The 21956-nt window shown below is 51.2% G+C and carries 22 protein-coding genes and 2 tRNA genes; 20 read left to right on the forward strand and 4 right to left on the reverse strand.

What is annotated here, in order from left to right:
* A partial coding sequence (locus CWE06_RS11985) for an RNA-guided endonuclease InsQ/TnpB family protein (RefSeq protein ID WP_133307003.1) occupies positions 1 to 729 on the reverse strand: 729 nt, incomplete at its 3' end.
* Positions 730 to 863: 134 nt separating this feature from the next.
* Between CWE06_RS11985 and CWE06_RS11990 the strand changes: the two genes are divergently transcribed.
* A complete protein-coding gene (locus CWE06_RS11990; RefSeq protein WP_126794631.1) occupies positions 864 to 1220 on the forward strand; it encodes a DUF6170 family protein in 357 nt (118 codons plus the stop codon).
* 29 nt (positions 1221 to 1249) lie between these two features.
* Here CWE06_RS11990 and cmoB read toward each other — a convergent pair whose 3' ends face one another.
* Both cmoB and cmoA read right to left on the reverse strand, forming a co-directional pair.
* Complete coding sequence (gene cmoB / locus CWE06_RS11995; RefSeq protein ID WP_126794634.1) at positions 1250 to 2230, reverse strand: tRNA 5-methoxyuridine(34)/uridine 5-oxyacetic acid(34) synthase CmoB; 981 nt, start codon at positions 2228 to 2230, stop codon at positions 1250 to 1252.
* Entirely contained in the window at positions 2223 to 2981 is a 759-nt protein-coding gene (gene cmoA, locus CWE06_RS12000) for a carboxy-S-adenosyl-L-methionine synthase CmoA (RefSeq protein ID WP_126794637.1), read from the reverse strand. Before cmoA ends, cmoB begins: the two co-directional genes overlap by 8 nt.
* Positions 2982 to 3041: 60 nt before the next feature.
* Here cmoA and CWE06_RS12005 point away from each other — a divergent pair, with 60 nt between their 5' ends.
* The 16 genes from CWE06_RS12005 (at position 3042) to CWE06_RS12080 (ending at position 18105) form a co-directional block, all read left to right on the forward strand.
* Positions 3042 to 4931 (forward strand): diguanylate cyclase domain-containing protein, encoded by a 1890-nt coding sequence (locus tag CWE06_RS12005; RefSeq protein ID WP_198679100.1) that lies wholly within the window; start codon positions 3042 to 3044, stop codon positions 4929 to 4931.
* A gap of 186 nt (positions 4932 to 5117) precedes the next feature.
* Entirely contained in the window at positions 5118 to 6872 is a 1755-nt protein-coding gene (aspS, locus tag CWE06_RS12010) for an aspartate--tRNA ligase (protein WP_126794642.1), read from the forward strand.
* Positions 6873 to 6875: 3 nt separating this feature from the next.
* Positions 6876 to 7373, forward strand: a complete 498-nt coding sequence (gene ruvC / locus CWE06_RS12015; RefSeq protein ID WP_126794645.1) for a crossover junction endodeoxyribonuclease RuvC — start codon at positions 6876 to 6878, stop codon at positions 7371 to 7373.
* Between the two features lie 84 nt (positions 7374 to 7457).
* Positions 7458 to 8069 carry a Holliday junction branch migration protein RuvA gene (gene ruvA / locus CWE06_RS12020; RefSeq protein WP_126794647.1) on the forward strand — a complete coding sequence of 204 codons (612 nt, stop codon included), beginning with the start codon at positions 7458 to 7460 and terminating at the stop codon, positions 8067 to 8069.
* A gap of 143 nt (positions 8070 to 8212) precedes the next feature.
* Positions 8213 to 9232 carry a Holliday junction branch migration DNA helicase RuvB gene (gene ruvB / locus CWE06_RS12025; protein ID WP_126794649.1) on the forward strand — a complete coding sequence of 340 codons (1020 nt, stop codon included), beginning with the start codon at positions 8213 to 8215 and terminating at the stop codon, positions 9230 to 9232.
* 757 nt (positions 9233 to 9989) lie between these two features.
* Positions 9990 to 10394: a tol-pal system-associated acyl-CoA thioesterase gene (gene ybgC / locus CWE06_RS12030; protein WP_126794652.1), complete on the forward strand. Its 405-nt coding sequence runs from the start codon at positions 9990 to 9992 to the stop codon at positions 10392 to 10394.
* On the forward strand, positions 10384 to 11088 hold the full coding sequence (gene tolQ, locus CWE06_RS12035) for a protein TolQ (protein ID WP_126794655.1): 705 nt from the start codon (positions 10384 to 10386) through the stop codon (positions 11086 to 11088). Before ybgC ends, tolQ begins: the two co-directional genes overlap by 11 nt.
* 11 nt (positions 11089 to 11099) lie before the next feature.
* Positions 11100 to 11528, forward strand: coding sequence for a protein TolR (gene tolR / locus CWE06_RS12040; protein WP_126794657.1), 429 nt, complete (start codon positions 11100 to 11102; stop codon positions 11526 to 11528).
* Positions 11529 to 11532: 4 nt separating this feature from the next.
* On the forward strand, positions 11533 to 12495 hold the full coding sequence (tolA, locus tag CWE06_RS12045; RefSeq protein ID WP_126794660.1) for a cell envelope integrity protein TolA: 963 nt from the start codon (positions 11533 to 11535) through the stop codon (positions 12493 to 12495).
* Between the two features lie 33 nt (positions 12496 to 12528).
* On the forward strand, positions 12529 to 13893 hold the full coding sequence (gene tolB, locus CWE06_RS12050) for a Tol-Pal system beta propeller repeat protein TolB (protein ID WP_198679103.1): 1365 nt from the start codon (positions 12529 to 12531) through the stop codon (positions 13891 to 13893).
* 77 nt (positions 13894 to 13970) lie between these two features.
* The gene (pal, locus tag CWE06_RS12055) at positions 13971 to 14504 is read left to right on the forward strand and encodes a peptidoglycan-associated lipoprotein Pal (RefSeq protein WP_126794663.1); all 534 of its coding nucleotides are present in this window, start codon (positions 13971 to 13973) and stop codon (positions 14502 to 14504) included.
* Between the two features lie 103 nt (positions 14505 to 14607).
* Positions 14608 to 15456, forward strand: coding sequence for a tol-pal system protein YbgF (ybgF, locus tag CWE06_RS12060; RefSeq protein WP_126794666.1), 849 nt, complete (start codon positions 14608 to 14610; stop codon positions 15454 to 15456).
* Positions 15457 to 15726: 270 nt separating this feature from the next.
* Positions 15727 to 15802 (forward strand) — tRNA-Lys (locus CWE06_RS12065).
* 23 nt (positions 15803 to 15825) lie between these two features.
* Positions 15826 to 15901, forward strand: a tRNA-Lys gene (locus CWE06_RS12070).
* Between the two features lie 173 nt (positions 15902 to 16074).
* Positions 16075 to 17115, forward strand: a complete 1041-nt coding sequence (gene nadA, locus CWE06_RS12075) for a quinolinate synthase NadA (RefSeq protein ID WP_126794669.1) — start codon at positions 16075 to 16077, stop codon at positions 17113 to 17115.
* Between the two features lie 78 nt (positions 17116 to 17193).
* Positions 17194 to 18105 carry an NAD(P)H-binding protein gene (locus CWE06_RS12080; protein ID WP_126794672.1) on the forward strand — a complete coding sequence of 304 codons (912 nt, stop codon included), beginning with the start codon at positions 17194 to 17196 and terminating at the stop codon, positions 18103 to 18105.
* 146 nt (positions 18106 to 18251) lie between these two features.
* On the opposite strand, the gene CWE06_RS12085 is transcribed toward CWE06_RS12080, so the two are convergent.
* Entirely contained in the window at positions 18252 to 18380 is a 129-nt protein-coding gene (locus CWE06_RS12085) for a DUF3149 domain-containing protein (protein WP_126794675.1), read from the reverse strand.
* 220 nt (positions 18381 to 18600) lie between these two features.
* On the opposite strand from CWE06_RS12085, the gene CWE06_RS12090 reads away from it, so the two are divergent.
* The 3 genes from CWE06_RS12090 (at position 18601) to CWE06_RS12100 (ending at position 21680) form a co-directional block, all read left to right on the forward strand.
* On the forward strand, positions 18601 to 19968 hold the full coding sequence (locus CWE06_RS12090) for an SLC13 family permease (protein WP_198679101.1): 1368 nt from the start codon (positions 18601 to 18603) through the stop codon (positions 19966 to 19968).
* Positions 19969 to 20004: 36 nt separating this feature from the next.
* A complete protein-coding gene (locus CWE06_RS12095; RefSeq protein ID WP_198679102.1) occupies positions 20005 to 20217 on the forward strand; it encodes a DUF2798 domain-containing protein in 213 nt (70 codons plus the stop codon).
* A 242-nt stretch (positions 20218 to 20459) separates the two neighbouring features.
* Positions 20460 to 21680 (forward strand): tyrosine-type recombinase/integrase, encoded by a 1221-nt coding sequence (locus CWE06_RS12100; protein ID WP_126794678.1) that lies wholly within the window; start codon positions 20460 to 20462, stop codon positions 21678 to 21680.
* Positions 21681 to 21956: the final 276 nt, after the last annotated feature.

The following is a 21956-nucleotide window of genomic DNA, read 5'->3' on the forward strand; positions in this document are numbered from 1 at the left end:
CGCCTTAGCGAGTTTAAGTCGGGCTTTTGCACGACCTTTGCTACCTTTCTTGCAGCGTGATAAGGCTTTTTGTTTTCGGCGCAGATTGGCACTGGCTTTCTTCAAAAAGCGTGGATTCGGTTTTTTCATGCCGTTTGAATCTATGGCAAGATATGTTAAACCCATATCCAACCCGAGCACTTGAGCAGCATTCAGGCTTTGAATGGGCGCAGGAGCTTCTTGCCCATCTTCATGCAGTATTGAGGCATAGTATTCACCTGTCACGGTACGGGACAGGGTGATGCTTTTCAGTTTTCCTTCAATCTTGCGATGAATACGCGCTCTGATGGGCTGTTTTAACTTCGGCACTTTAATCCAGTCATCACCACAATCAACGCTCACGCAATGATAGCTGGACTGTCTGCTGTGCTTGCGCTTGAACTTGGGATAACGAGAAGGCAGTTTGGGATCAAAGAAACTTTGAAAGGCTTTATCCAGATTGATACATGCCTGCTGGAGTGCAATCGAATCAAAATCTTTGAGCCAGTGATACTTGCGAGATTTCTTCGCAACAGCCAACAGCGGCTTGAGGTCTTTTTTAGGCTTTAATTTCAGGCCGTGACGCTTGTACTGGCTGCTAATGATGTGCAAAGCTTTGTTGTACGCAAAGCGCACAGCGCCGAACTGACGGTTTAAAAATTCCGCCTGCTCAGGTGTTGGATAGATACGCACTTTAATGGCTTTATTCATACTGTATATAATACCAGTTAATTGGTATAAAACAATCCATAACTGCGAGCAGTTATCCGTTTATATCCCCGCCCGATTGGGCGAGGGTTTACGCGGAAATTGCTAAACTTTTGTGAAAATGAGGAGAGAAGCTGATGATTTATTTTTCACCAAAAAAAATTAAAGCGTTAGAAGGGTTTACGGCGCTGGAGCGGGCGCAAATTGTGGCGATGGCGGCGCGTGATATGCCTTTTGAGCGCAAGGCCTTGGCGAACACGCTGAAAGTAATTCTGTTAGTGGCGATGTTTTGGATTCTGTTGGACGTGCCGGGTATTGCCTTGAAGATCATTGCGTTAATTGCAGTGGGCTTGTTGTACCCGTTGGTGTTACAGCCGATAACGCTGACACTGGCTATTCCTTATATTCCGAAAGCGGCTGAGCGCTTTAATCGGAGCAAGTCGTTTGCTCAAGACGCCCCTGACGGGGACGGCGAAGACGGCGGCGCGAATTAGGAGGCAATCACGGATTGCCTAGGTTTTGGTTATTTCTCGGCGATGAAGACGGCGCGTTTGGGGGCGGGGTAGCCTTCAATGGTTTTGCTGGCATCGTTGGGGTCGAGGAAGTCGGCGAGGGAGTGGCTTTCCATCCACTCGGTGGCGCGTTGCTCGTCGGTGGTGGTGAGGCATTCGTCAACGACGCGGACGTTTTTCATGCCCAAGCGCTCGAGCCAGTGGCAGAGGGCTGCTGACGAGGGTAAAAACCAGACGTTGGGCATTTGCGCGTAGCGGTCGCCGGGCACCAGGACGGTGGTGTGATCGCCGTCGACGACGAGGGTTTCTAAGATAAGCTCGCCGCCTTTACGCAGTTGGTCGATGCACTGTTGCAAGAAATCGATGGGCGACCGGCGGTGGTACAACACGCCCATGGTAAAGACGGTGTCGAATGCTTGTAACTTTGGCATGTGTTCGATGCCAAGCGGTAATAACTCGATGCGTTGGGCGATTTCGGCGGGTACGAATTTGCGTACGGCGCGAAATTGGCTGACAAATAACTCGCCTGGGTCAATGCCAACGGCGAGGTCGGCGCCGGCGCCTAACATGCGCCAGAGGTGGTAGCCACTGCCACAGCCAATGTCGAGTACGGTGCGGCCGGTTAGGTCGCTGATATGTGGGGCAACCCGGTCCCATTTCCAATCTGAACGCCATTCGGTGTCGATATGCACGCCAAATAAGTCGAACGGGCCTTTGCGCCATGGCATGAGCTGTTTCAATAACCCTTTAATACGAGCTTGTTCGCCGGCATTGGCTTCGTTGGCGAGGCCTATTTGCACTTGCTGGGCAAGGTCGATGTGCTGAGCAGTTAGTGCAGGAAGTTGTTGAATGACTCGTTGCCACTTGTGAAATTCACCGTGCGGTTGTTGTTGCCATTGGCGCAGCACGGCAGGCAGGGTTTCGAGCCAATGCGCAAGCGGGCTGTCTGCAAGAGTCGCGTAAAAGTTATTGTATTCACTGGGTTTATTCATCAGCTTGACCTTTAATAGCGACCCAAGAGGCAAAGTTAAAACAGCGGAACCAATTCTGCACGGTACTGAAACCGGCGTCGCGTAAACGCTGTTCTTGGATAGCCTGGGTGTCAATGCGCATGACGTTTTCAAGCGCTGCGCGTTTTTGGCTGACTTCGAGCTCGCTGTAGCCGTTATCGCGCTTGAACTGGTGATGTAAATCGATAAGTAATTCGTCGGCCAAAGGGTCGTCATGACGAATTTTTTCTGACAAAACCAGTAGCCCATTAGGTGATAGTTGTGCGAAAATTCGGCTTATAAGCTGTTGGCGCAGTTTTGGCTCAACAAATTGCAGTGTGAAGTTGAGAATCACCATGGAGCAGGGTTCGAGCTCGATTTCGGTGATATCGGCACATTGAATTTGCACGGGTGTATCCCCTCGATAGGCATTGACGTAAGTTTGGCAGCGCTCGACCATAGCGCTGGAATTGTCGATACCAATAATTTCCACACCAGGCTGATGACAATGTTGTTTGACAGCAAGGCTTGCTGCACCTAAGGAACAACCAAGGTCGTAGACTTTGGTGTGTGCTTGAACGTAGCGTTCGGCCAAGCGGCCGATGGTATGAATAATATTTGCGTAGCCGGGCACTGATCGGTTGATCATATCCGGGAACACATTGACGACATTGGCGTCAAAGGCAAAGTCACTGACTTTGTCGAGCGGTTGTGAGTAGACCGCGTCGCGCTGGCTCGGCTGTATTGGTTTCATGTACGTTCGTATGTGTCTTAGGTTGTGAATTGTCAGGTTGTAAAAAGGAAGTCCACTAAATTGTACCCGAAGCAGCGTTTGCAGACCACTGTTGCCTATTTTCTTCGCTTTACGTGTATTGCGTTGCTGTTGGCGTGGGTGCTGTTAGCCTTGGCGCAGCCGTTGCAGGCACGTTCGCTGACGGATTCGGGCGATGGTGAATTTGGCCAAATCTGCGTGGCTGATAGTCTGGTTACTTCTGGTTTAGTCAACAATGAAAATGCGTTGCGACACTATGTCATTGCAGTACCCAATGAGAGTGTGCGGCTGCGTTTGCAGCGTGCTTATCCTGAGTTTACGCTGCGGGTATTCAGCGACCAAATCGCGCGCAATGGCCAAAATTTGTCATTTGCTTCTGCAATTCAACAACAAGCGGTGCTCGCCTGGTGGTGTGACGCGAGTGTGGGCGCTGAAACAGACGTTTCTGTGGCGCATGAAGTGATTGCGTTGTCTCGGCCGTTGCAAATTGAGCAGGCACTCGACTTTGAGTTTTTAGCTGAGCATGATCGTGCGATCACGTTACGACCGTCGGAAATAGCCGCGGTACAAGCGGCTGGTATTCTTTATGTTGGCTTGCCGGATGACTCGTCTCCGGTTTCTTTTCGCGATCGAGCCGGTCGACCAGTAGGGCTTGATGTCGACGTGATTCAGCTGCTTTCTGAGCGGGTTGGCTTTAGTTATGAGTGGGTTGATTGTGGTAGCTGGCATCAGTGCGTGAATGCTTTGCAGAATCGTGATATCGACATGCTCTCGTTCATGACTCCCACGGCGGAGCGCTTAAACTTTAGCCGTTTTTCAGTGCCGTACTGGGATGTGGCGTGGGCGACAGTTAGCTTGGATTCAAACCCGGTGCGCGCCAATAGTTTTAATGGTTTACGTAACCGTGTGGTCGCGGTGGTCGAGAGTTATTCGATTCTCGAAGAGATACAAGAAATTGACGGCATGACGCTGCTGTTGGTGGAAAACCCAGAAGATGGGCTCGCAGCGGTTTTGAATGGTGTCGCTGATGTGTATTTAGATAGCCTGCCGCTGCTGATGAACCGGGTGCGCGAGCAAAACTTAACTGGCATGGTGTTGAATATTTTACGCAATGAGCCAGGCGATTTTGTCAGCGTCGGTGTGCATCGGGATTATGCCGAATTGGTGCCGTTGTTGGATCGCGCGATTTTGTCGATTACTCCAGCAGAGCGTCAAGCGATTCTCGAAGCTTGGTTCGACCCGGAGATAGAGCGTGGCGTGCAGCGCGAAATGATAGTGCGATGGGCGCTATTGTTTAGTACTGGGGTGATTGTTTTAGTTGGCTTTGTGCTGATGAGGCTGGTGATTTTACGGCGCAAGATTCAAAGCCAGAAGCTGCGTGAAGATGAAATTCGCTATCAGGCAATGCATGACAGTATGACCGGGCTGCCAAACCGCGCGCACATTTTGGAGCGTATTGCGGCAGAGCTGACTAAGCATCGCGAAAATGGCAATAAACTCGGCTTGTTATTCATAGACTTAGACGGCTTTAAAGCGATTAACGACGAGCGTGGTCATGACGCCGGTGATGAGCTATTGATTGCAGTGGCAAAACGTTTGAAAAACGCTGTGCGCGAGTCTGATTTAGTGGCGCGTTATGGTGGTGACGAATTTTTGGTGATGCTGCCGGACATTAATGCGACGGACCAAGCAACTGTGGTGGCAGAGAAAATTGTTCGTCGCTTGGGGCAGAAATTCCGTCTTGAATCAGGGCCGGCGTCGATTGGTGCCAGTATTGGCGTGGCGATTTTCCCAGACCACGGCGACACGCTTGATGACCTCTTGTCGTCGGCGGATGATGCCATGTATAAGGTTAAAGAGGCAGGAAAGCATGGGGTGTTTATGGCGCGGCCTGTGATTGCTGAGATCTCTGACGATAGTAACGCGCGCTAACCTTCGTTCGTGAATGCCTGACTCAGGGTGACTTTAACCCCCGCTGTCCTTTATACTACTTCCTTTAGAATTTCAGTCGGTATTGGATGTGAGCTGCGGCCACGGCAATGCCAACGTTTCGCAATTTTTTAATTCGTACTTTTAACCGTATTTTTAACCGTATTTTCAACGTGGAAGCAAAGAAGCATGCGCAGTCATTATTGTGGTCAAGTCACTGAGCAGGAGCTCGGCAATCAAGTAACCGTCGCTGGTTGGATTCATAAACGTCGTGATTTAGGTGGTTTGATTTTCGCTGACGTTCGTGACCGCACGGGCCTATTGCAAGTGGTATTCGACCCAGACTTGGCAGACATGTTTGCGGAAGCGAATAAATTGCGGCAAGAATTTTGTGTGCAAATTAAAGGTGAAGTGCGGGCGCGGCCAGAAGGGCAAGTGAACGACCGCATGACCACGGGTAAGGTGGAATTGCTGGCGCACGATATTACGATTTTGAACCGCTCGGCGCCGTTGCCGATCGATTACAACCAACAAGTCAGTGAAGAGCAGCGCTTGCGCTATCGCTATTTAGACCTGCGTCGTCCGGACATGAATGAAAAAATTCAGTTCCGCGCACGGGTGGCCAGTGCCGTGCGTCGCTACATGGACAGCCAAGGTTTCTTGGACATTGAAACACCGATGCTAACGCGTGCGACACCAGAAGGTGCGCGTGACTACTTGGTGCCAAGCCGCACGCATAAAGGTAAGTTCTTTGCGTTGCCGCAGTCGCCGCAGCTATTTAAGCAGTTGCTGATGATGTCGGGCTTCGACCGTTATTATCAAATCGTGAAGTGTTTCCGTGACGAAGACTTGCGTGCGGATCGCCAGCCTGAATTTACCCAAATCGATATCGAAACCACCTTCATGAGCGCCGAGCAAGTGCGCGCGCTAACCGAAGACATGGTGCGTTCATTGTTTAACGAAATGCTGAATGTCGACCTTGGTGACTTCCCGACTATGCCGTATAGCGAAGCGATGCGTCGTTTCGGTAGCGACAAGCCAGACTTACGTAACCCGCTTGAGCTAGTTGACGTGGCTGACTTGGTCAAAGACGTAGATTTTAAAGTGTTCTCTGGCCCGGCAAATGACGAAAAAGGCCGCGTTGCGGTGATTAAAGTGCCAGGTGGCGCAAGCTTGAGCCGCAAGCAAATTGACGAATACACGGCGTTTGTTGGTATTTATGGCGCCAAAGGTTTGGCGTGGATGAAGGTCAATGACCGTGCTGCTGGCCTTGAAGGGTTGCAGTCACCGGTACTGAAATTCTTCCCAGAAAACGTGGTTCAGGCGTTATTGGAGCGGGTTGACGCGGCTGACGGTGACATTTTGTTATTCGGTGCTGACCGTGGCACGGTGGTTTCGGAAGCGCTGGGCGCATTGCGTTTGAAGCTTGGCCAAGATTTTGGATTGGTGGAAGACAGCTGGAAGCCATTGTGGGTCGTCGACTTCCCCATGTTTGAAGAAACCGACGAAGGCTATTTTGCCTTACACCACCCGTTTACGGCACCAATTGGCGTGACTGCTGACGAGTTGAAAGCGAACCCGGGCGCTGCGCTGTCGAATGCTTACGACATGGTTTTAAACGGCTGTGAAGTCGGTGGTGGTTCGGTGCGTATTCACGACAATGCGATGCAACAAGCGGTGTTCGGTATTTTGGGAATTGACGAAGCGGAAGCGCAAGAGAAGTTTGGCTTCTTGTTAGAAGCATTGAAGTATGGTGCGCCACCACACGCAGGTTTGGCGTTTGGCCTCGACCGTTTGGTGATGTTGATGGTGGGTGCGAGCTCGATTCGTGACGTGATTGCGTTCCCGAAAACGACCACGGCACAGTGTCCGTTAACCGACGCGCCAGGTGTGGCGAACCCTGCTGCGTTAGTTGAGTTGGGCATCGATTTACGTAAGGATTAATGGGTGACCCGCATTGTCCTTGGCATCGACCCCGGTTCGCGGATTACCGGTTACGGCGTCGTGCAAATGTCGGCGGGCAAACTGACGTATTTGGGTAGTGGCTGTATTAAGCTGGCGCGCACCGGCGGTTCGACCGACATTGCGCTGGCGACTCGCTTGAAGATGATTCATGATGGGGTGCAGCAGCTCATTGAGCAGTTTCAGCCGACTGAGTTTGCGGTGGAGCAGGTGTTTATGGCGCGCAACCCAGATTCGGCTTTGAAGCTTGGCCAAGCGCGTGGCGCCGCGATTGTTGCCGCTGCAATTGCCGACTTGCCGGTGTATGAGTATGCCGCGCGGGCGGTGAAGCAGGCGGTGGTGGGTACCGGTGGTGCAGCGAAAGAGCAGGTGCAGCACATGGTTAAGCACATGCTGAAGTTACCACGCATGCCGCAAGCGGACGCAGCTGATGCGTTGGCGGTGGCGATTTGTCATTTGCATACGTCGGCGCAGTTGCGCTGAGTTGGCTTGGGGCTTGGTTTGCTTGGGCTTGGGCGTGAGCTGGCTTGGGCGGGCGGTGAAAATAATTAAAACAATGGGACAGCCATGATTGGACGATTACAAGGGATACTTGCGGCAAAGCAGCCCCCGGAACTGTTGATTGACGTGCAGGGTGTGGGCTATGAAGTACAAGTGCCGATGACTTGTTTTTACGACTTGCCAGAAATTGGCAAGCCGGTCACTCTCTGGACCCATTTTGTGGTGCGCGAAGATGCGCAACTTTTGTTTGGCTTCAACACCTTAGACGAGCGTGCGCTGTTTCGGCAGTTGATCAAAGCGCAAGGCGTTGGGCCGAAAATGGCGCTGGGTATTTTGTCGAGTTTATCAGCGCAGCAGTTTATTCATTCGGTGCAGCAGGGCGACTTAACAACGCTGGTGAAAATTCCTGGCGTGGGTAAGAAAACCGCGGAACGTTTGTTGGTGGAAATGCGCGATCGCTTGAAAGATTTTGCGGGAGCGCAGGTTGACACGGGCTTGCCGGGTGTAGCTGCGGCAGCACCGGTTGCGGTGGTGGTGTCGGCGCGTGACGAAGCCTTAAGTGCGTTAGTGGCTCTTGGTTATAAAGACGCGGTGGCGCAGAATACCTTGAAGAAAGTCGCGGCCGATGGCATGAGCGCAGAAGAAATGATTCGCGCGGCGCTGAAGTCGATGTTGTAGCGGTTTGCTTGCGGTGGTGCGGGTTTTTCCGGTTTACTGCGGTTTACTGCTTAAGGGCTGCGGCGCTGGCTGCTGATGAAGTGCTACGGCGCGAAAAAATAGATAACGGCGCAAAAAATAGATAACAATAAATAGGACGGATGATGATTGAAGCTGATTCGATGATGCCAGAGCGACCGGTGCAGGCGCGAGCCACCGGTGAAGACGAGGTCATTGATCGCGCCATTCGTCCGAAACGCCTCGCCGATTACACTGGCCAAAAACATGTTGTGGAGCAGCTCGATATTTATATTGAAGCGGCGCGCGGGCGTGAAGACGCGTTGGATCACGTGTTAATTTTTGGTCCGCCGGGTTTAGGAAAAACCACCCTTGCCAATATTATTGCCAATGAAATGGGCGTGGGCATCAAAACCACGTCTGGGCCCGTACTTGAGAAAGCAGGTGACCTGGCGGCGCTGCTGACTAATTTAGAACCCCACGATGTTTTGTTTATTGACGAAATTCATCGCTTGAGTCCTGTGGTAGAAGAAGTTTTGTACCCTGCCATGGAAGACTACCAGCTCGATATTATGATTGGCGAAGGGCCAGCGGCTCGTTCCATTAAACTCGATTTACCTCCCTTTACTTTAGTCGGTGCAACGACACGGGCTGGCGCTTTAACGTCACCGTTGCGTGACCGTTTCGGCATTGTTCAGCGCTTAGAGTTTTATTCGGTCGACGAGCTGACATCGATTGTGGTGCGCTCGGCGTCGTATTTGAATATGGAATTGGCCGCGGATGGCGCGCGTGAAGTGGCTGCTCGTTCGCGGGGAACACCGCGGATTGCCAATCGCTTGCTGCGTCGCGTGCGCGACTATGCGCAAGTGAAGTCGTCAGGGCCGATTACCGCCGAAGTTGCGGCTGCTGCGCTGAACATGGTCGATGTCGACAAAGCCGGTTTCGATTATATGGATCGCAAATTGCTCGAAGCGATTATTGAGAAGTTTACCGGTGGCCCGGTGGGTTTAGAAAACCTTGCGGCGGCAATCGGTGAAGAGCGCGATACCATTGAAGATGTGCTCGAGCCTTATTTGATTCAGCAAGGGTTTATTCAGCGCACCCCGCGCGGACGGATTGCCACTCAGCGTGCCTATCAACATTTCGGATTGCAGAAGCCAGAGTAGTTGGCGGCTGCTGGTTGTTTGCTGCTGGTAAGGAGCTGGTGAAATGGTTTGGGGATTGGCTTGTTCGATAGGTTAAGCGTGAGACAAAAAAAAGCCCGCTCAAGGAGAGCGGGCGAAGTTGTAACAACAACAAGGAGGAAGTTAAATCCAGGAACTACAAGAGAGCAGCTGCTCTCAAAATAAGGAACGCGACAATCGTTACCTTAAATTCATTCGTCAGGCAGGAACCTTGTGATTGCCCCCTGAACATGCCGCGTATTATACGGCTTCTCCGACCAGTCTCAAACGAGAAAAACTGCGCATTTACATTAGAAAATATAATGTGTTAAAGAAATGTGAAGGTTATTTTTCAACCAACAAATTACTAACAAACCCACGCAACCCTATATAAAACAGTAACTTATGAAATACGCCTGTTTTTTAATCGATAAATAAAAGTCTTGCGAACAAGGTTTTGCTGGCGGTGCGTGTTCGCATTCCAGCCCCGGTCCCTACCGGGCGCGCGGAATGGCATTCCAGCCCCGGTTCGGAATGCGATTCCAGCTACGGTTCGGAATGTGATTCCAGCTACGGTCCCTAATTGCATTCCAGCTACGGTCCCTACCGGGCGCGCGGAATGCGATTCCAGCTACGGTTCGGAATGAGGATAACGCAGGGAATTGTAAGTTTGCCGCAAAGTGAAAGGCTCTTAATTTATTTTTACACCTCATGTATAGTAGCTTGCAGTTTGCGGAGGAAAATTTAAGGGGAACGAAGTTTGGGGGAATTTTCCTGGCCGGTTCGGGTGTACTATGAAGACACCGACGCTGGTGGCATTGTTTATTATGCGAACTACCTAAAATTTTGTGAGCGGGCACGCACCGAATGGTTGCGTGCTTTTGGCGTGGAACAAGATATTTGGTTGCAACAAAATATCGGTTTTGTTGTCAGACACGTCGCCCTCGATCTCCGAGCACCAGCACGTTTTAATGACGAGCTGACGGTGACTGTGGTGCCGCAACGGATTCGCAAAGCATCTATCGAATGCACGCAGGAAGTGCTTAATCAAGACGGAAAAGTTTTATGCGTTGCAACTGTGACTGCAGCGTGTGTCAATTTAGCAACAATGAAGCCGGTCGCAATTCCCGGCGCAATCATAGAGGTACTCGGGCGTGGAAGCTGATATGTCCTTCTGGGGCTTGTTTTTAGAAGCAAGCTTACTTGTACAAGCAGTCATGGTTTTGTTGGTATTAATGTCTATTTTGTCGTGGGCACTGATTTATCAACGTCGGAAAATTTTACAGGGCGCAGAAACTGAAGCTTTGAAGTTCGAGGAACGTTTTTGGTCGGGTGTTGACCTTGCCAAGCTCTACAAAGAAGTCAGTGCTAAAGGCAATAAAATTCAGGGCGCTGAGCATTTATTCCACTCCGGCTTTCGCGAGTATGCGCGTTTACGCCAGCTGCGGACAATGGATTCACTTTCAGTGATGTCGGGAACTCAGCGCGCCATGCGAGTTGCTCATAGCCGCGAAATGGAACGCTTAGAAACGCACTTGAGCGTGCTCGCCACGATTGGTTCGATTAGTCCGTACATTGGTCTGTTCGGAACTGTGTGGGGGATTATGAATAGCTTTATCGCGCTGGGTAGCGTACAGCAGGCGACCTTACAAATGGTTGCGCCAGGTATCGCCGAAGCTTTGATCGCGACGGCCATGGGCTTGTTTGCTGCAATTCCTGCGGTTATTGCCTACAACAAGTTTTCGAATCAAGTGGCTGCAATTGACGGCAACTACATTAACTTCGCTGAAGAATTTACTGGCATCTTGCAACGGCAAACGTTTGGCAGCAGTGCTGCCCAGACTGACGGGCAGGAATAGGAGGGCGGACGATGGAAGCCTTTATTGCGCGCAAACGCCGCAAAGCCATGTCAGAAATTAACGTGGTGCCCTATATCGACGTCATGTTGGTGTTGCTGATTATCTTCATGGTGACGGCGCCGCTGATCACTCAAGGTGTGGATGTCGACCTGCCGCAAGCAGACGCGCAACCATTGCCGGAAGATAGCCGCCAACCGTTAGTGGCGTCGGTGGATCGCGAAGGAAATTATTATTTGAACTTGGGCGACAACCAAGACCAGCCGATGTCGGCTGTGGATGTGGCAACGTTAGTGGCTGCTCACTTACGCATGGACCCAGAAACTCCTGTGGTTGTGCGTGGCGACGGTAACGTTGCGTATGCGCAAGTGGTACAATTGATGGTGTTATTGCAACGAGCAGGTGCACCAAAGGTGGGCTTAATGACCCAGCCGCCGGAGTAAGATCATGAGCGAGAAGCAGGTTACTGCTGCGAAGTCTGCTAAGACTACTAAGTCTGCTAAACATGCGAAAGCGGGAATGCAGGCAGGAATTTTTGGCATTAGCTGGAAGGCCTTTGGCGTTTCGGCTGGCTTGCATGTGGTCATGATTTTAGTGTTTGCGATTAGCATGGCGTATACGCCAGCGCCTAATTTGCAAGACTCGCCGATGTTGTCGACGCCAGATGTTGATATTGTCGAAGCGGTGGCAGTGGACGAAGCCCAGGTGCAAGCGCAAGTTGAACGCTTGCAGCAAGAGCGTGACGCCCAACGTCGAGCGGAAGAACAGCGCGTTGCTGAATTAGAGCGTCGAGCGCGCGAAGCCGAGCAATTGCGCCAGCGCGAAGCAGAACGCGCAGCACAAGTACAACGCGACCGAGAACGCCAAGAACGCGAGCGTCAACAAGCCGAAGCACAAGCACGGCAAGCTCGAGAAGAAGCACAACGCGCTGAACGTGAACGCGAGCAAGCGGCAGAGCGGTTACGTCAGCAGCAGGAACAAGAGCGGCAAGCGGAAGCGGAACGCCAGCGCCGTGAGCAAGAGCGCTTAGAAGCTGAGCGCCAAGCACGCGAGCGGGCGGAACGGGAACGCCAGTTACAAGAACGCTTAGCTGAAGAACAAGCGGCTCGGAACCGAGCGCGGCAGCAGCGGGTCTTAACCGAAGTCGAACGCTATCAGGCGTTGATTCGCCAAACTATTCAACGGAATTGGATTGTCGACTCGTCGATGCGCGGGAAGTCGTGTATTCTGAATATCAGTTTGGCGAGTACGGGTTTTGTCACCAACGTGACTGTTGGGGAAGGTGACCGTGCGGTGTGTGAATCGGCACGGGCAGCAGTATTGCGGGCAGGTAGCTTGCCGATGTCAGACGACCCGGACGTCGCCGAGCAATTGCGCAATATCCGTTTACGCGTTGAGCCACAATTATAAGTTTGAACCTGGAGTAGGGTAACCATGATGAAGTTGAAGCAACTTGTCTTTTGGACCATAGGGGCGATATTCGTCGCAATCAGCGCGATGCCGAGTGCGAAGGCACAGACAGCGTTGGAGATTGTGATCACTGAAGGGCAAGACAGTGCGCGGCCAATTGCGATCGTACCGTTCCAGTTTCGTGGTGAAGGTGAGTCACCGTATAACTTCGCTGAAATCGTGGCTGCCGACTTACGTCGCAGTGGACGCTTTGGGCCGGTGAGCAATAATCAATTACCTGCACGTCCGGGCAAAGACGCCGATGTACGCGACTATGCTGCATGGGCACGTTTAGGCGTGGAAGCCATGCTGGTTGGGGAAGTGACACCTTTGTCAGGTGGTCGCTACCAAGTGACTTATGAGCTAATTGACCCGTTACGTGGCCAAATTACCGGTGGTAGCGCGCAGGCTTTAGTTGACGGTCAGCTGGTTGACAGCAATGACCACATTATTGAAGGGCGCACGTCGGTGGTTGGTGAAGGCCAGTTCCGCCAGTATGCGCACCGAATTTCGGATGTCGTTTACGAAGCCTTAACCGGTGAGCGCGGTGCATTCTTAACGCGGATTGCCTATATTTATGTTGATTTTGATCTCGAAAATCCATACCACCTCATGGTTGCCGATTATGATGGCTATAATGAGCGCGTCTTGCTACGCTCTCCAGAGCCATTAATGTCGCCGACTTGGTCGCCGGATGGGAATAAGCTCGCGTACGTCAGTTTTGAGAATGGCCGACCAGAAATTTTCATCCAGGATATTTACACCACTAGTCGAGAAAAGTTAACCTCTTTTCAAGGGATTAATGGTTCACCGGCATGGTCGCCGGATGGTACAAAAATGGCGATGGTGCTGTCGAAAGATGGCGCCCCAAATATTTATGTGATGGATATTGCAAGTCGCCGTTTAGAACAAATTACTGACCACTGGCGGATTGATACCGAACCGTCGTGGACACCGGATGGCAAGTCGCTGACCTTTACCTCAGAGCGAGGCGGTCGCGCACAAGTGTATCGGGTGGATTTAAGTAGTAAGCAAATTCGTCGCGTCACCTTCGAGGGCGAAGCAAACCTCGGTGGCGTGGTGACTCCTGATGGCAATGGACTGGTGGTCGTGCATCGGGCAAATGGGCGTTTCCATATTGCGCGGCAGGACTTTCCCAGCGGGAATTTAATGGTGTTGACTGAGACGTCTCTGGATGAGTCGCCCAGTGTGGCACCAAACGGTAGCATGATCATTTATAGCACCACGTATCGGGACAAGCAGGTCCTGGCCTTGGTGTCGATGGATGGTCGATTCCGTGCGCGGTTGCCATCACGCGATGGTGAGGTGAAGGCGCCAGCATGGTCTCCGTTTTTGTAAGAGTTTTAATTAAAAGTTTTAATTAAGCAGTTTTTAATTAAGTGGTTCGACTTAAACTATCTGACAGGACGGCAATAATGCAGTTATCTAAATTAGTGAAAGCAATGGTTGTGGCAATTCCAGTGTTAGCGTTAGCAGCGTGTTCAAGCGCGCCAGACGACACTTCAAGCACCACTGCAGACGGTACAACAACCACCGGTCAAGACCGTCGTGGCGTTGAGACTGGTGCAGCGGATCGCGTTTTGAGCCCAGAAGAGCAGCGTCAACAGCGCTTCGCTGAGTTGCGTCAAGAGTACATTATTTACTTCGATTTCGACACGTCTGAAGTACGTGGCGAGTTCGCTGAGTTGTTAGCTGCACACGCTGACTATTTAGTGCGTAACCCATCAGCTCGCGTCGTGATCGAAGGTCACACCGATGAGCGTGGTACGCCAGAGTACAACATTGCGTTAGGTGAGCGTCGCGCCCAAGCAACCGCTGACTACCTGCGTAACCTAGGTGTTTCTTCTTCACAAATGACCACTGTGTCATACGGCGAAGAGAAGCCACTAGCACGTGGTAGCAACGAGCGCGCATGGTCACAAAACCGTCGTGCGGTATTAGTTTACTAAGATTGCTGTTCGCAGTTTTGCAGCAGTTGTGAAAGGCGCAACGCACGCGAGCTTCGCTCACGGCGTGCGCCTTTTTTGTTAGTAAGAAGGGGAGAAACAGGTGATGACGCGCATTAAACTTTCTGGCGTGGTTTTGGCATTAGCTTTCACGAGTGCGGCGTTCGCACAAGGGGCGCCGGTGGTGAATGTTGGTGGCGCACAGAGCAATGAGTCTGCCAGCCAGCGTTTGGACCGCCTAGAGCGTTTGCTAGAGGCTCGTACGCAAGGGCAAACGGCGATGATGGAACAGCTCGGTCGCTTGCAGCGTGAGCTGAGTGAATTGCGCGGGATGACCGAAGAGCATGCATTCCAGCTGGACCAAATTGTTCAGCGTCAGCGCGATATTTACCAAGAGCTTGACCGCTTGTCGCAGCAAATTCGCAGCGGTGGTGCGGGGTCAGGTTCTGGGTTTGCGGGCTCTGGTGGTGCTGGTTCAGGCTCTGGCCTTGCTGGAGCGGGTGGAGCTGGTTCTGGTGGCTCTGGTGCAGGTGGTTCGGGTTCGGTACCGACTTTGCCGGTGCAAATTTCCGATAACGTCAGTGAGAACCAAGCGTATGATCGCGCGGTGCGACTCGTGCTACAAGACCGCCGTTATGACCAAGCTATCCCAGAGTTTCAGGCATTCTTGCAGGCCTACCCGAATTCTTCATACGCGGGTAACGCGCATTATTGGCTCGGTCAGTTGTTCTATGCACAAGAGAATTACGACGAAGCCGTCCCGCATTTTCAGCGCGTGGTGAACGATTTCCGTGACTCGAATAAGCGTGCCGATTGTATTTTGAAGCTTGGCATGATCGCCCAAGCGCGTGGCAACGCCGGTGAAGCACGCCGCCTGTTTGAGCAAGTGCGCAGCGAATACGCAGGCAGCACCGAAGCGGGCATGGCCGCCCGGCAGCTAGAGCAGCTGCGCTGATTCTCGTTCCGCTCCGCATTGCGGACCGTAGCTGGAATGCGATTGCGGACCGTAGCTGGAATGCGATTGCAGCTACGGTCCACAATCAGGCGCGCAGACTGCGAAAACGTTAAGGAAAAGTTGCAAAAATCGTGGTTTAGGTCATTAATTGGTCGAAAGCACCATTTTTCCAAAAAAAATCCGAATTAGACGGAATTGCTTCTTGCATCGAGGCGATAATTAAGTAAAATGTGCCGCCGTTGCAGAGGCAAATCAGCAACGTTTGAAAGTGGGTCGTTAGCTCAGTTGGTAGAGCAGTTGACTTTTAATCAATTGGTCGCAGGTTCGAATCCTGCACGACCCACCACTTTCAAAAATTTCCCAAAAGATGGGTCGTTAGCTCAGTTGGTAGAGCAGTTGACTTTTAATCAATTGGTCGCAGGTTCGAATCCTGCACGACCCACCATCTTCCCCTAGTAAAACCTTTTTCCCTTAAGTTTCGTAACCTTATATCTTGGCAATAAATTCGCACGCTGCGTATGACCTTGTATTTCGGAATTAAAACCCAATATCGATGATACGCTCGCAAGGTTACGCTATAATACTGCCCCATTTGCCATTTTCGGATGTGGAAGGACCATGACTCAAGAAGTGATTGCCGCGTTGGACTTTGAATGGCCAGCAAAGCCAAAACCGCTTTCGGAAGCGGAAAAGAACGCCTACCGGGCGCGCATTAAAGCATTATTAGCGGAGAAAAACGCGGTGCTGGTTGCGCACTATTATACCGATCCTGAAATTCAGGCATTGGCGGAAGAAACCGGAGGCTGTGTTGCCGACTCACTTGAGATGGCGCGTTTTGGTGCTCACCACCCGGCGAAAACCTTAATTGTGGCCGGTGTGCGCTTTATGGGCGAAACCGCAAAAATCCTGACGCCGGAAAAAACTGTTTTAATGCCAACGTTGGAAGCGACCTGTTCGCTTGACATTGGCTGCCCTGCTGAAGAGTTTGGTGCGTTTTGCGATCAGCATCCAGACCATACGGTGGTGGTTTATGCGAATACCTCAGCGGCCGTTAAAGCGCGGGCTGACTGGGTGGTAACGTCGTCGATTGCGGTCGAGTTGATTGAACACCTGGACGCGGAAGGCGAGAAGATTTTATGGGCGCCGGACCGTCATTTGGGCGGTTATCTGAAGAAGAAAACCGGGGCCGATATGCTGTTGTGGCAGGGTGCGTGTATTGTGCACGACGAATTTAAAGCCAATGCGTTGCGCCAGCTGAAAGATCAGTACCCGGATGCGGCGGTTTTGGTGCACCCGGAGTCGCCAGATTCAGTGGTGGCGATGGCCGATGCAGTTGGGTCGACGTCGCAGTTGATCAAAGCAAGCCAGACCATGCCAAACGAGCGGTTCATTGTGGCGACCGACAAGGGCATTTTCTACAAAATGCAGCAACTGTCGCCGGAGAAGCACTTTATTGAAGCCCCAACCGGCGGTAGCGGCGCAACTTGTCGCAGCTGTGCACATTGCCCGTGGATGGCGATGAACGGCCTGGTGGCTATTGAGGACGCCTTGTTGCACGGCGGCGCGAAGCATGAGATTCATGTCGATGCGGCGTTGGCAGAGCGGGCGATGCAGCCGTTGAACCGGATGTTAGATTTCGCGAAATCCTTACGTCCATAAGTTTGTGGGTAAGAATTTTGGCGGCGATCGGATGCTTTTGCGTGCGGTCGCCGTTTGTCGTTTTAGAAGGAAATTTGTATGTCGGTAGAAAAGCATTCGCATGTGGATTCGGATTCGTTCGAGGACGAGCATAACCATGACTATGATCCGGGGCAGCCGGATGATGAGCAGCCGCGTGCGTTGTTGATTGGTTATGGCGATATTGCTAGCCGCGTCGCACCTTTGTTAATCGATTTAGGCTTTGCAGTGACGGGTGTGCGCCGTTCGCCAGAGCGCGCGGAATTGTTGCCGGAAGTGCAGCTGGTTGCCGGTGATGTTTCCCAAGTGGAAACGTGGGCGCAGCTGTTGTCTGAGCCGTGTGATTTGGTCGTGGTGACCTTAACGCCGACGGACTATTCCGAGGCTGGCTATGCGACTGGATACGTGAAGCCCATGCAGGCGTTAGCGACCGCGTGGCATGCACTGCGTAAAGACGAAGCGCCGTTGTTGATGTACGTGTCGAGTAGCAGTGTGTGGGGCGTGCGTGACGGGTCTTGGGTGGATGAATCAACGCCAGCGACGCCAGATTCGGCGACTGGGCAACAGCTATTGCGCGCCGAAGAAGTCGTTGCAGAAGTTGGCATGCCGTACGTGATTGTGCGTGCTTCGGGCATTTATGGTCCGGGTCGCGAGCGTATGTATGCGGCGTTACAGCGCGGCGAATATACAATTACGCCAGCTTGGGCGAACCGAATTCATGCCGACGACTTAGCGTTGGTATTACAGCACTTGGCGTTGCAGCACTTTATGGGTGCTGAATTAGAAACGCTGTATATTGCGACCGAAGACGAGCCGTTGCAGGGCGACGACTATATTCGTCGTTTAGCGAGCGAGTTAGATTTAGACGCGGAAGCGTTGCTGAAAACATTGCCGCGTAGCGACAAGATTGGCCCGCGCGGCAGCAAGCGCCTGCGCAATGACCGCTTGAAAGCGACCGGCTTTAGTTTTTAGGTCGCGCATTGCACGCATTCGGGACCGTAGCTGGAATGCGATTGGGGACCGGGGCTGGAATGCGGCATTGGGGACCGGGGCTGGAATGCGGCACACGGGCGACTATGAGAGCTGGCGTAGCTGCCAGCTCTTAGCCTGTCGCGAGATTAGTCGCCGTTCTTTGTTTTGATAACAAAGAAAATCGCGTAGAACACCATCATCGCAACTAAAATTGCTAAGCCAGTGAACGAGAAAAATAACACTGGATCAGAGAAAAATTCCTTCCAAATACTCATCGTAAAACCCTCTACTTTGTTGGGATATTGACAGTATAGCTGCACCTGACTGCGGCATGATGACGTAGATCAACAATTGCGCGAATCACGGATATCGTGCACCATTGTGAACCGTAGCTGGAATGGCATTCGGGACCGGGGCTGGAATGCGATTCGGGACCGGGGCTGGAATGCGATTCGGGGTCGTAGCTGGAATGAGAAGAATAATAAGGGTGGACACATGGCGGTGAGTCATATTGCGCTAGGGCCGGTGGTAGCGGCCGTGGCACTTGGAGTGGCGACGATGGCTAACATGCCTGCGCCGGCGGCATGGACATTGGCGGTCGTGGTGTGGGTGGCATGGTGGTGGATTACAGAAGCGTTGCCGCTGCCGGTAACCTCGCTGTTACCTTTTGTGTTGCTCCCCGCTGGCGGCATTCTCACGTTCCAAGAAGCGAGCCGCTCCCTTGGCGACCACGTCATTATCCTTTTCATGGGCGCCTTCATGTTGGCGAAGGCCGTTGAAGTCAGCGGCGTACATCGGCGTATCGCATTGAATCTAGTCGGCTGGGTTGGCGGTCATGACGGCCGACGACTGGTTATGTCGTTCATGCTGGCGAGCGCCATTTTGTCGATGTGGATATCGAATACCGCTGCAGTGCTCGCCTTATTGCCTGTTGCTTTGGCCTTAGCAGAGGCCTGCGACGACCATCGTTTTCAACGCGCTTTACTGCTCGGTTTAGCCTATTCGGCGTCGTTAGGCGGAGTTGCGACACTCATAGGCACCCCACCAAACCTTATTTTTGCCTCTATTTATGAAAATATCGCTGGCGAATCCTTTGGTTTCGCCCGCTGGATGACGATCGGGATTCCGATGGTGCTGCTCGGTTTACCGGTTATCGGCTTCTGGTTAACGCGCGGTTTAACGTTGACGTCGCCACTCACTTTACCGAAAACCGGCACCATGACAACCTACGAAAAACGCGTATTGGCGGTGTTCGGCGTGGTCATTTTCCTTTGGGTATTCCGCACCGAGCCCTTCGGCGGCTGGACTAACTTAGTTGGTATGCCAAATATTGGCGACTCGACGGTTGCCTTGGCCGGTGTTGTAGCCATGTTTGTAGTCAGCAACGGCAGCGGTGGTCGCTTGTTGAAATGGGAGCAAGCTGTTGATATTCCTTGGGGAATTCTCTTGTTATTCGCTGGCGGTATTTGTTTGGCCGCCGGTATTATGCAAAGTGGCCTCGGCGAAATTATCGGTGCAGCATTGAGCCAGTTGGGCGGCATGCCGATTTGGCTACTTGTCTTTTTACTCACGCTAAGTGTTTCATTTTTAACGGAAGTCACGTCCAACACAGCAACCGCCACATTGCTGATGCCTATTCTAGCAGCAACAGCGACCGCGACTGGACTGCCGATAGAAGTGCTTATGATCCCCGCTGCGATTGCATGTAGTTGCGCATTTTGCCTGCCGGTAGCCACGCCGCCGAACTCGATTGTCTTTGCCTCTGAGCGAGTATCGATTAAAGAAATGGCGCGCGAAGGTTTTGTTCTGAATATTTTACTAGCGGTTATCACAACGTTGGTGGTGATGGTTGTTGTGGCGTAAACGTCGGCAATTAACGTTCAAAAGAAGGGAAAAGTAGTGAAAAAAGCAGTGTTTCCATTTTTCATGAGCCTCTATATGGCGTTCTTTATGACCTTTGTCATTACTTGGATTAATACGGGTTTAGGCGAAGGTTTTTTGGGTCGTTGGTGGACCGCGTTCTATATTGCTTGGCCGATTGCGGCCTGTTTAATGCTAGTGGGCGTCCAACGAATTCGAGTGTTTAGTGAGAAATTGGGGCAAAAGTTGTAGTGCCGCAAGATAAACGTCGCCGAAAATACGAAAAAACCCGCTAAATTAGCGGGTTCTTCGTAAATAATGGCGGATAGGGAGAACTTCATACTTAAATCCAGTCGGTCTCATTTGTTCTTTATAATCCCTTATTATTCAATAGGTAAAGGCATGCAAGCTTCCAAGTTAGTCTTTATCGTCTTATACTAGCAACAATATTTGACGGTTTTTTTGACGGTTCGATAACTTCGTTTGGAGGCATCATGCCATTAACACAGGCTCAAATTAAAAATGCCAAGCCAAAGTCTAAAGTCTACAAGCTATTTGATGGTGGCGGTCTCTACTTACAAGTGAAACCAACGGGATATAAGGCGTTTAAGTACGATTATCGTATTGATGGGACTCGTGGAACTTACGTTATTGGAGAGTACCCACTTCATAGTCTAAAGGAAGCGAGAGAGCTACATATGGAAGCTCGCAAGCTCGTTGATAAGGGAATACATCCAAAGAGTCATAGAGATGAATTGAGAATACAAGACAGCCACAACTCTAAACGCTTCAGTCAGTATGCAGAAGAGTGGGTATCGAAACTTAACTTGGCCGAAACTACTGAAAAAGATCTTCGACAACGGATCGAAAAAAATCTTTATCCCTATATGGATAAGAAGCCAATGGGGCAATTCACTACGATTGAGATCTTCGATATTCTTAAGAAGGTTAGTGATAGAGGTGCAGTTGAGACTGCTGTCCGTTTGGCAAGTGTACTTAAACGTATATACGATGAGCTATTAATACTCAGATTAATAGATACTAATCCTGCTGCAGGAGTTGCTACGTTGCTTCCCAAACGAAGAAAGGGAGTAGATCAAAACTTCGGTAATATTCAGGATGAGAAAGAGCTGGCGTCACTCCTGCACCAGATACATAACCCCCGCTCAAGGCAAGACTATGCCGTCACTCAAGCGCTCAAGTTAATGCCATTGGTATTCTTACGCCCCCGAAATATTCGATTTCTTAAGTGGGAGTATGTTGATTTTGAGGACAAGCTAATTCGGATTCCTGCGAGTGAGATGAAGTCTCGCAAACCACATGATGTGCCATTAGCAAACCAAGCTATTGAGATATTAAGGGACATTCAGCAACTTACTGGAAAAAAAGAACTAGTTTTTGTTGCTACTAAAGGAATCAACAAGGGCTTGAGTGAAAACACTACGACTAAAGCACTGCAGCGTCTCATTAATCCAAATACAGGCGAACCGTTTGGTTCAGGGTACGTGACTTCGCATGGCTTTAGGCACACAGCCAGTACGCACTTACGTGAACTTGGTTATGAATCAGATATTGTAGAGCTTCAATTAGCGCACGTTAAAAGAGACAAGGTTGAAGCTGCGTACAACAAAGCCAAGCTTATGAGTCGAAGAAGAGAGATGATGCAAGCTTGGGCTGATTACTTGGATGATTTAAGGAAACAGCATGAGCAATAAGCAGAAGGAGTTTATCAAGTTACTTGAACAACAACCTTGCACTGAAAGTTACGTAAGCAGGGTACAACTAATTATAAGTCGGTTGGTTGCTGAAAGCAGGAACTTAAGCTTTAAAACAACAATTGATCTCAACGCTGTGCAGGTGTCGAAAGGTAAGCGTAACGTCAACCACACCTATTCAGCCATAGTTTGAAACCATAGGCTACCACCAGGTTTATCTTAAAAGGTGATAGCACTATGAGTCGAGTACATCGAACCCGCGAGCAATGGCGTGAG

Origin of the sequence: Aliidiomarina haloalkalitolerans (assembly GCF_003987315.1) — a bacterium.
GTDB classification, from domain to species: Bacteria; Pseudomonadota; Gammaproteobacteria; order Enterobacterales; family Alteromonadaceae; genus Aliidiomarina; species Aliidiomarina haloalkalitolerans.

Coding starts and splice junctions, on each gene's coding strand:
- CWE06_RS11990 (WP_126794631.1), top strand. CDS start 864: ATGATTTATTTTTCACCAAAAAAAATTAAAGCGTTAGAAGGGTTTACG.
- aspS (WP_126794642.1), top strand. CDS start 5,118: ATGCGCAGTCATTATTGTGGTCAAGTCACTGAGCAGGAGCTCGGCAAT.
- tolR (WP_126794657.1), top strand. CDS start 11,100: ATGGAAGCCTTTATTGCGCGCAAACGCCGCAAAGCCATGTCAGAAATT.
- CWE06_RS12085 (WP_126794675.1), bottom strand. CDS start 18,380: ATGAGTATTTGGAAGGAATTTTTCTCTGATCCAGTGTTATTTTTCTCG.
- ruvB (WP_126794649.1), top strand. CDS start 8,213: ATGATTGAAGCTGATTCGATGATGCCAGAGCGACCGGTGCAGGCGCGA.
- pal (WP_126794663.1), top strand. CDS start 13,971: ATGCAGTTATCTAAATTAGTGAAAGCAATGGTTGTGGCAATTCCAGTG.
- CWE06_RS12090 (WP_198679101.1), top strand. CDS start 18,601: ATGGCGGTGAGTCATATTGCGCTAGGGCCGGTGGTAGCGGCCGTGGCA.
- CWE06_RS12100 (WP_126794678.1), top strand. CDS start 20,460: ATGCCATTAACACAGGCTCAAATTAAAAATGCCAAGCCAAAGTCTAAA.
- tolA (WP_126794660.1), top strand. CDS start 11,533: ATGAGCGAGAAGCAGGTTACTGCTGCGAAGTCTGCTAAGACTACTAAG.
- nadA (WP_126794669.1), top strand. CDS start 16,075: ATGACTCAAGAAGTGATTGCCGCGTTGGACTTTGAATGGCCAGCAAAG.
- CWE06_RS12080 (WP_126794672.1), top strand. CDS start 17,194: ATGTCGGTAGAAAAGCATTCGCATGTGGATTCGGATTCGTTCGAGGAC.
- ruvA (WP_126794647.1), top strand. CDS start 7,458: ATGATTGGACGATTACAAGGGATACTTGCGGCAAAGCAGCCCCCGGAA.
- cmoA (WP_126794637.1), bottom strand. CDS start 2,981: ATGAAACCAATACAGCCGAGCCAGCGCGACGCGGTCTACTCACAACCG.
- cmoB (WP_126794634.1), bottom strand. CDS start 2,230: ATGAATAAACCCAGTGAATACAATAACTTTTACGCGACTCTTGCAGAC.
- ybgF (WP_126794666.1), top strand. CDS start 14,608: ATGACGCGCATTAAACTTTCTGGCGTGGTTTTGGCATTAGCTTTCACG.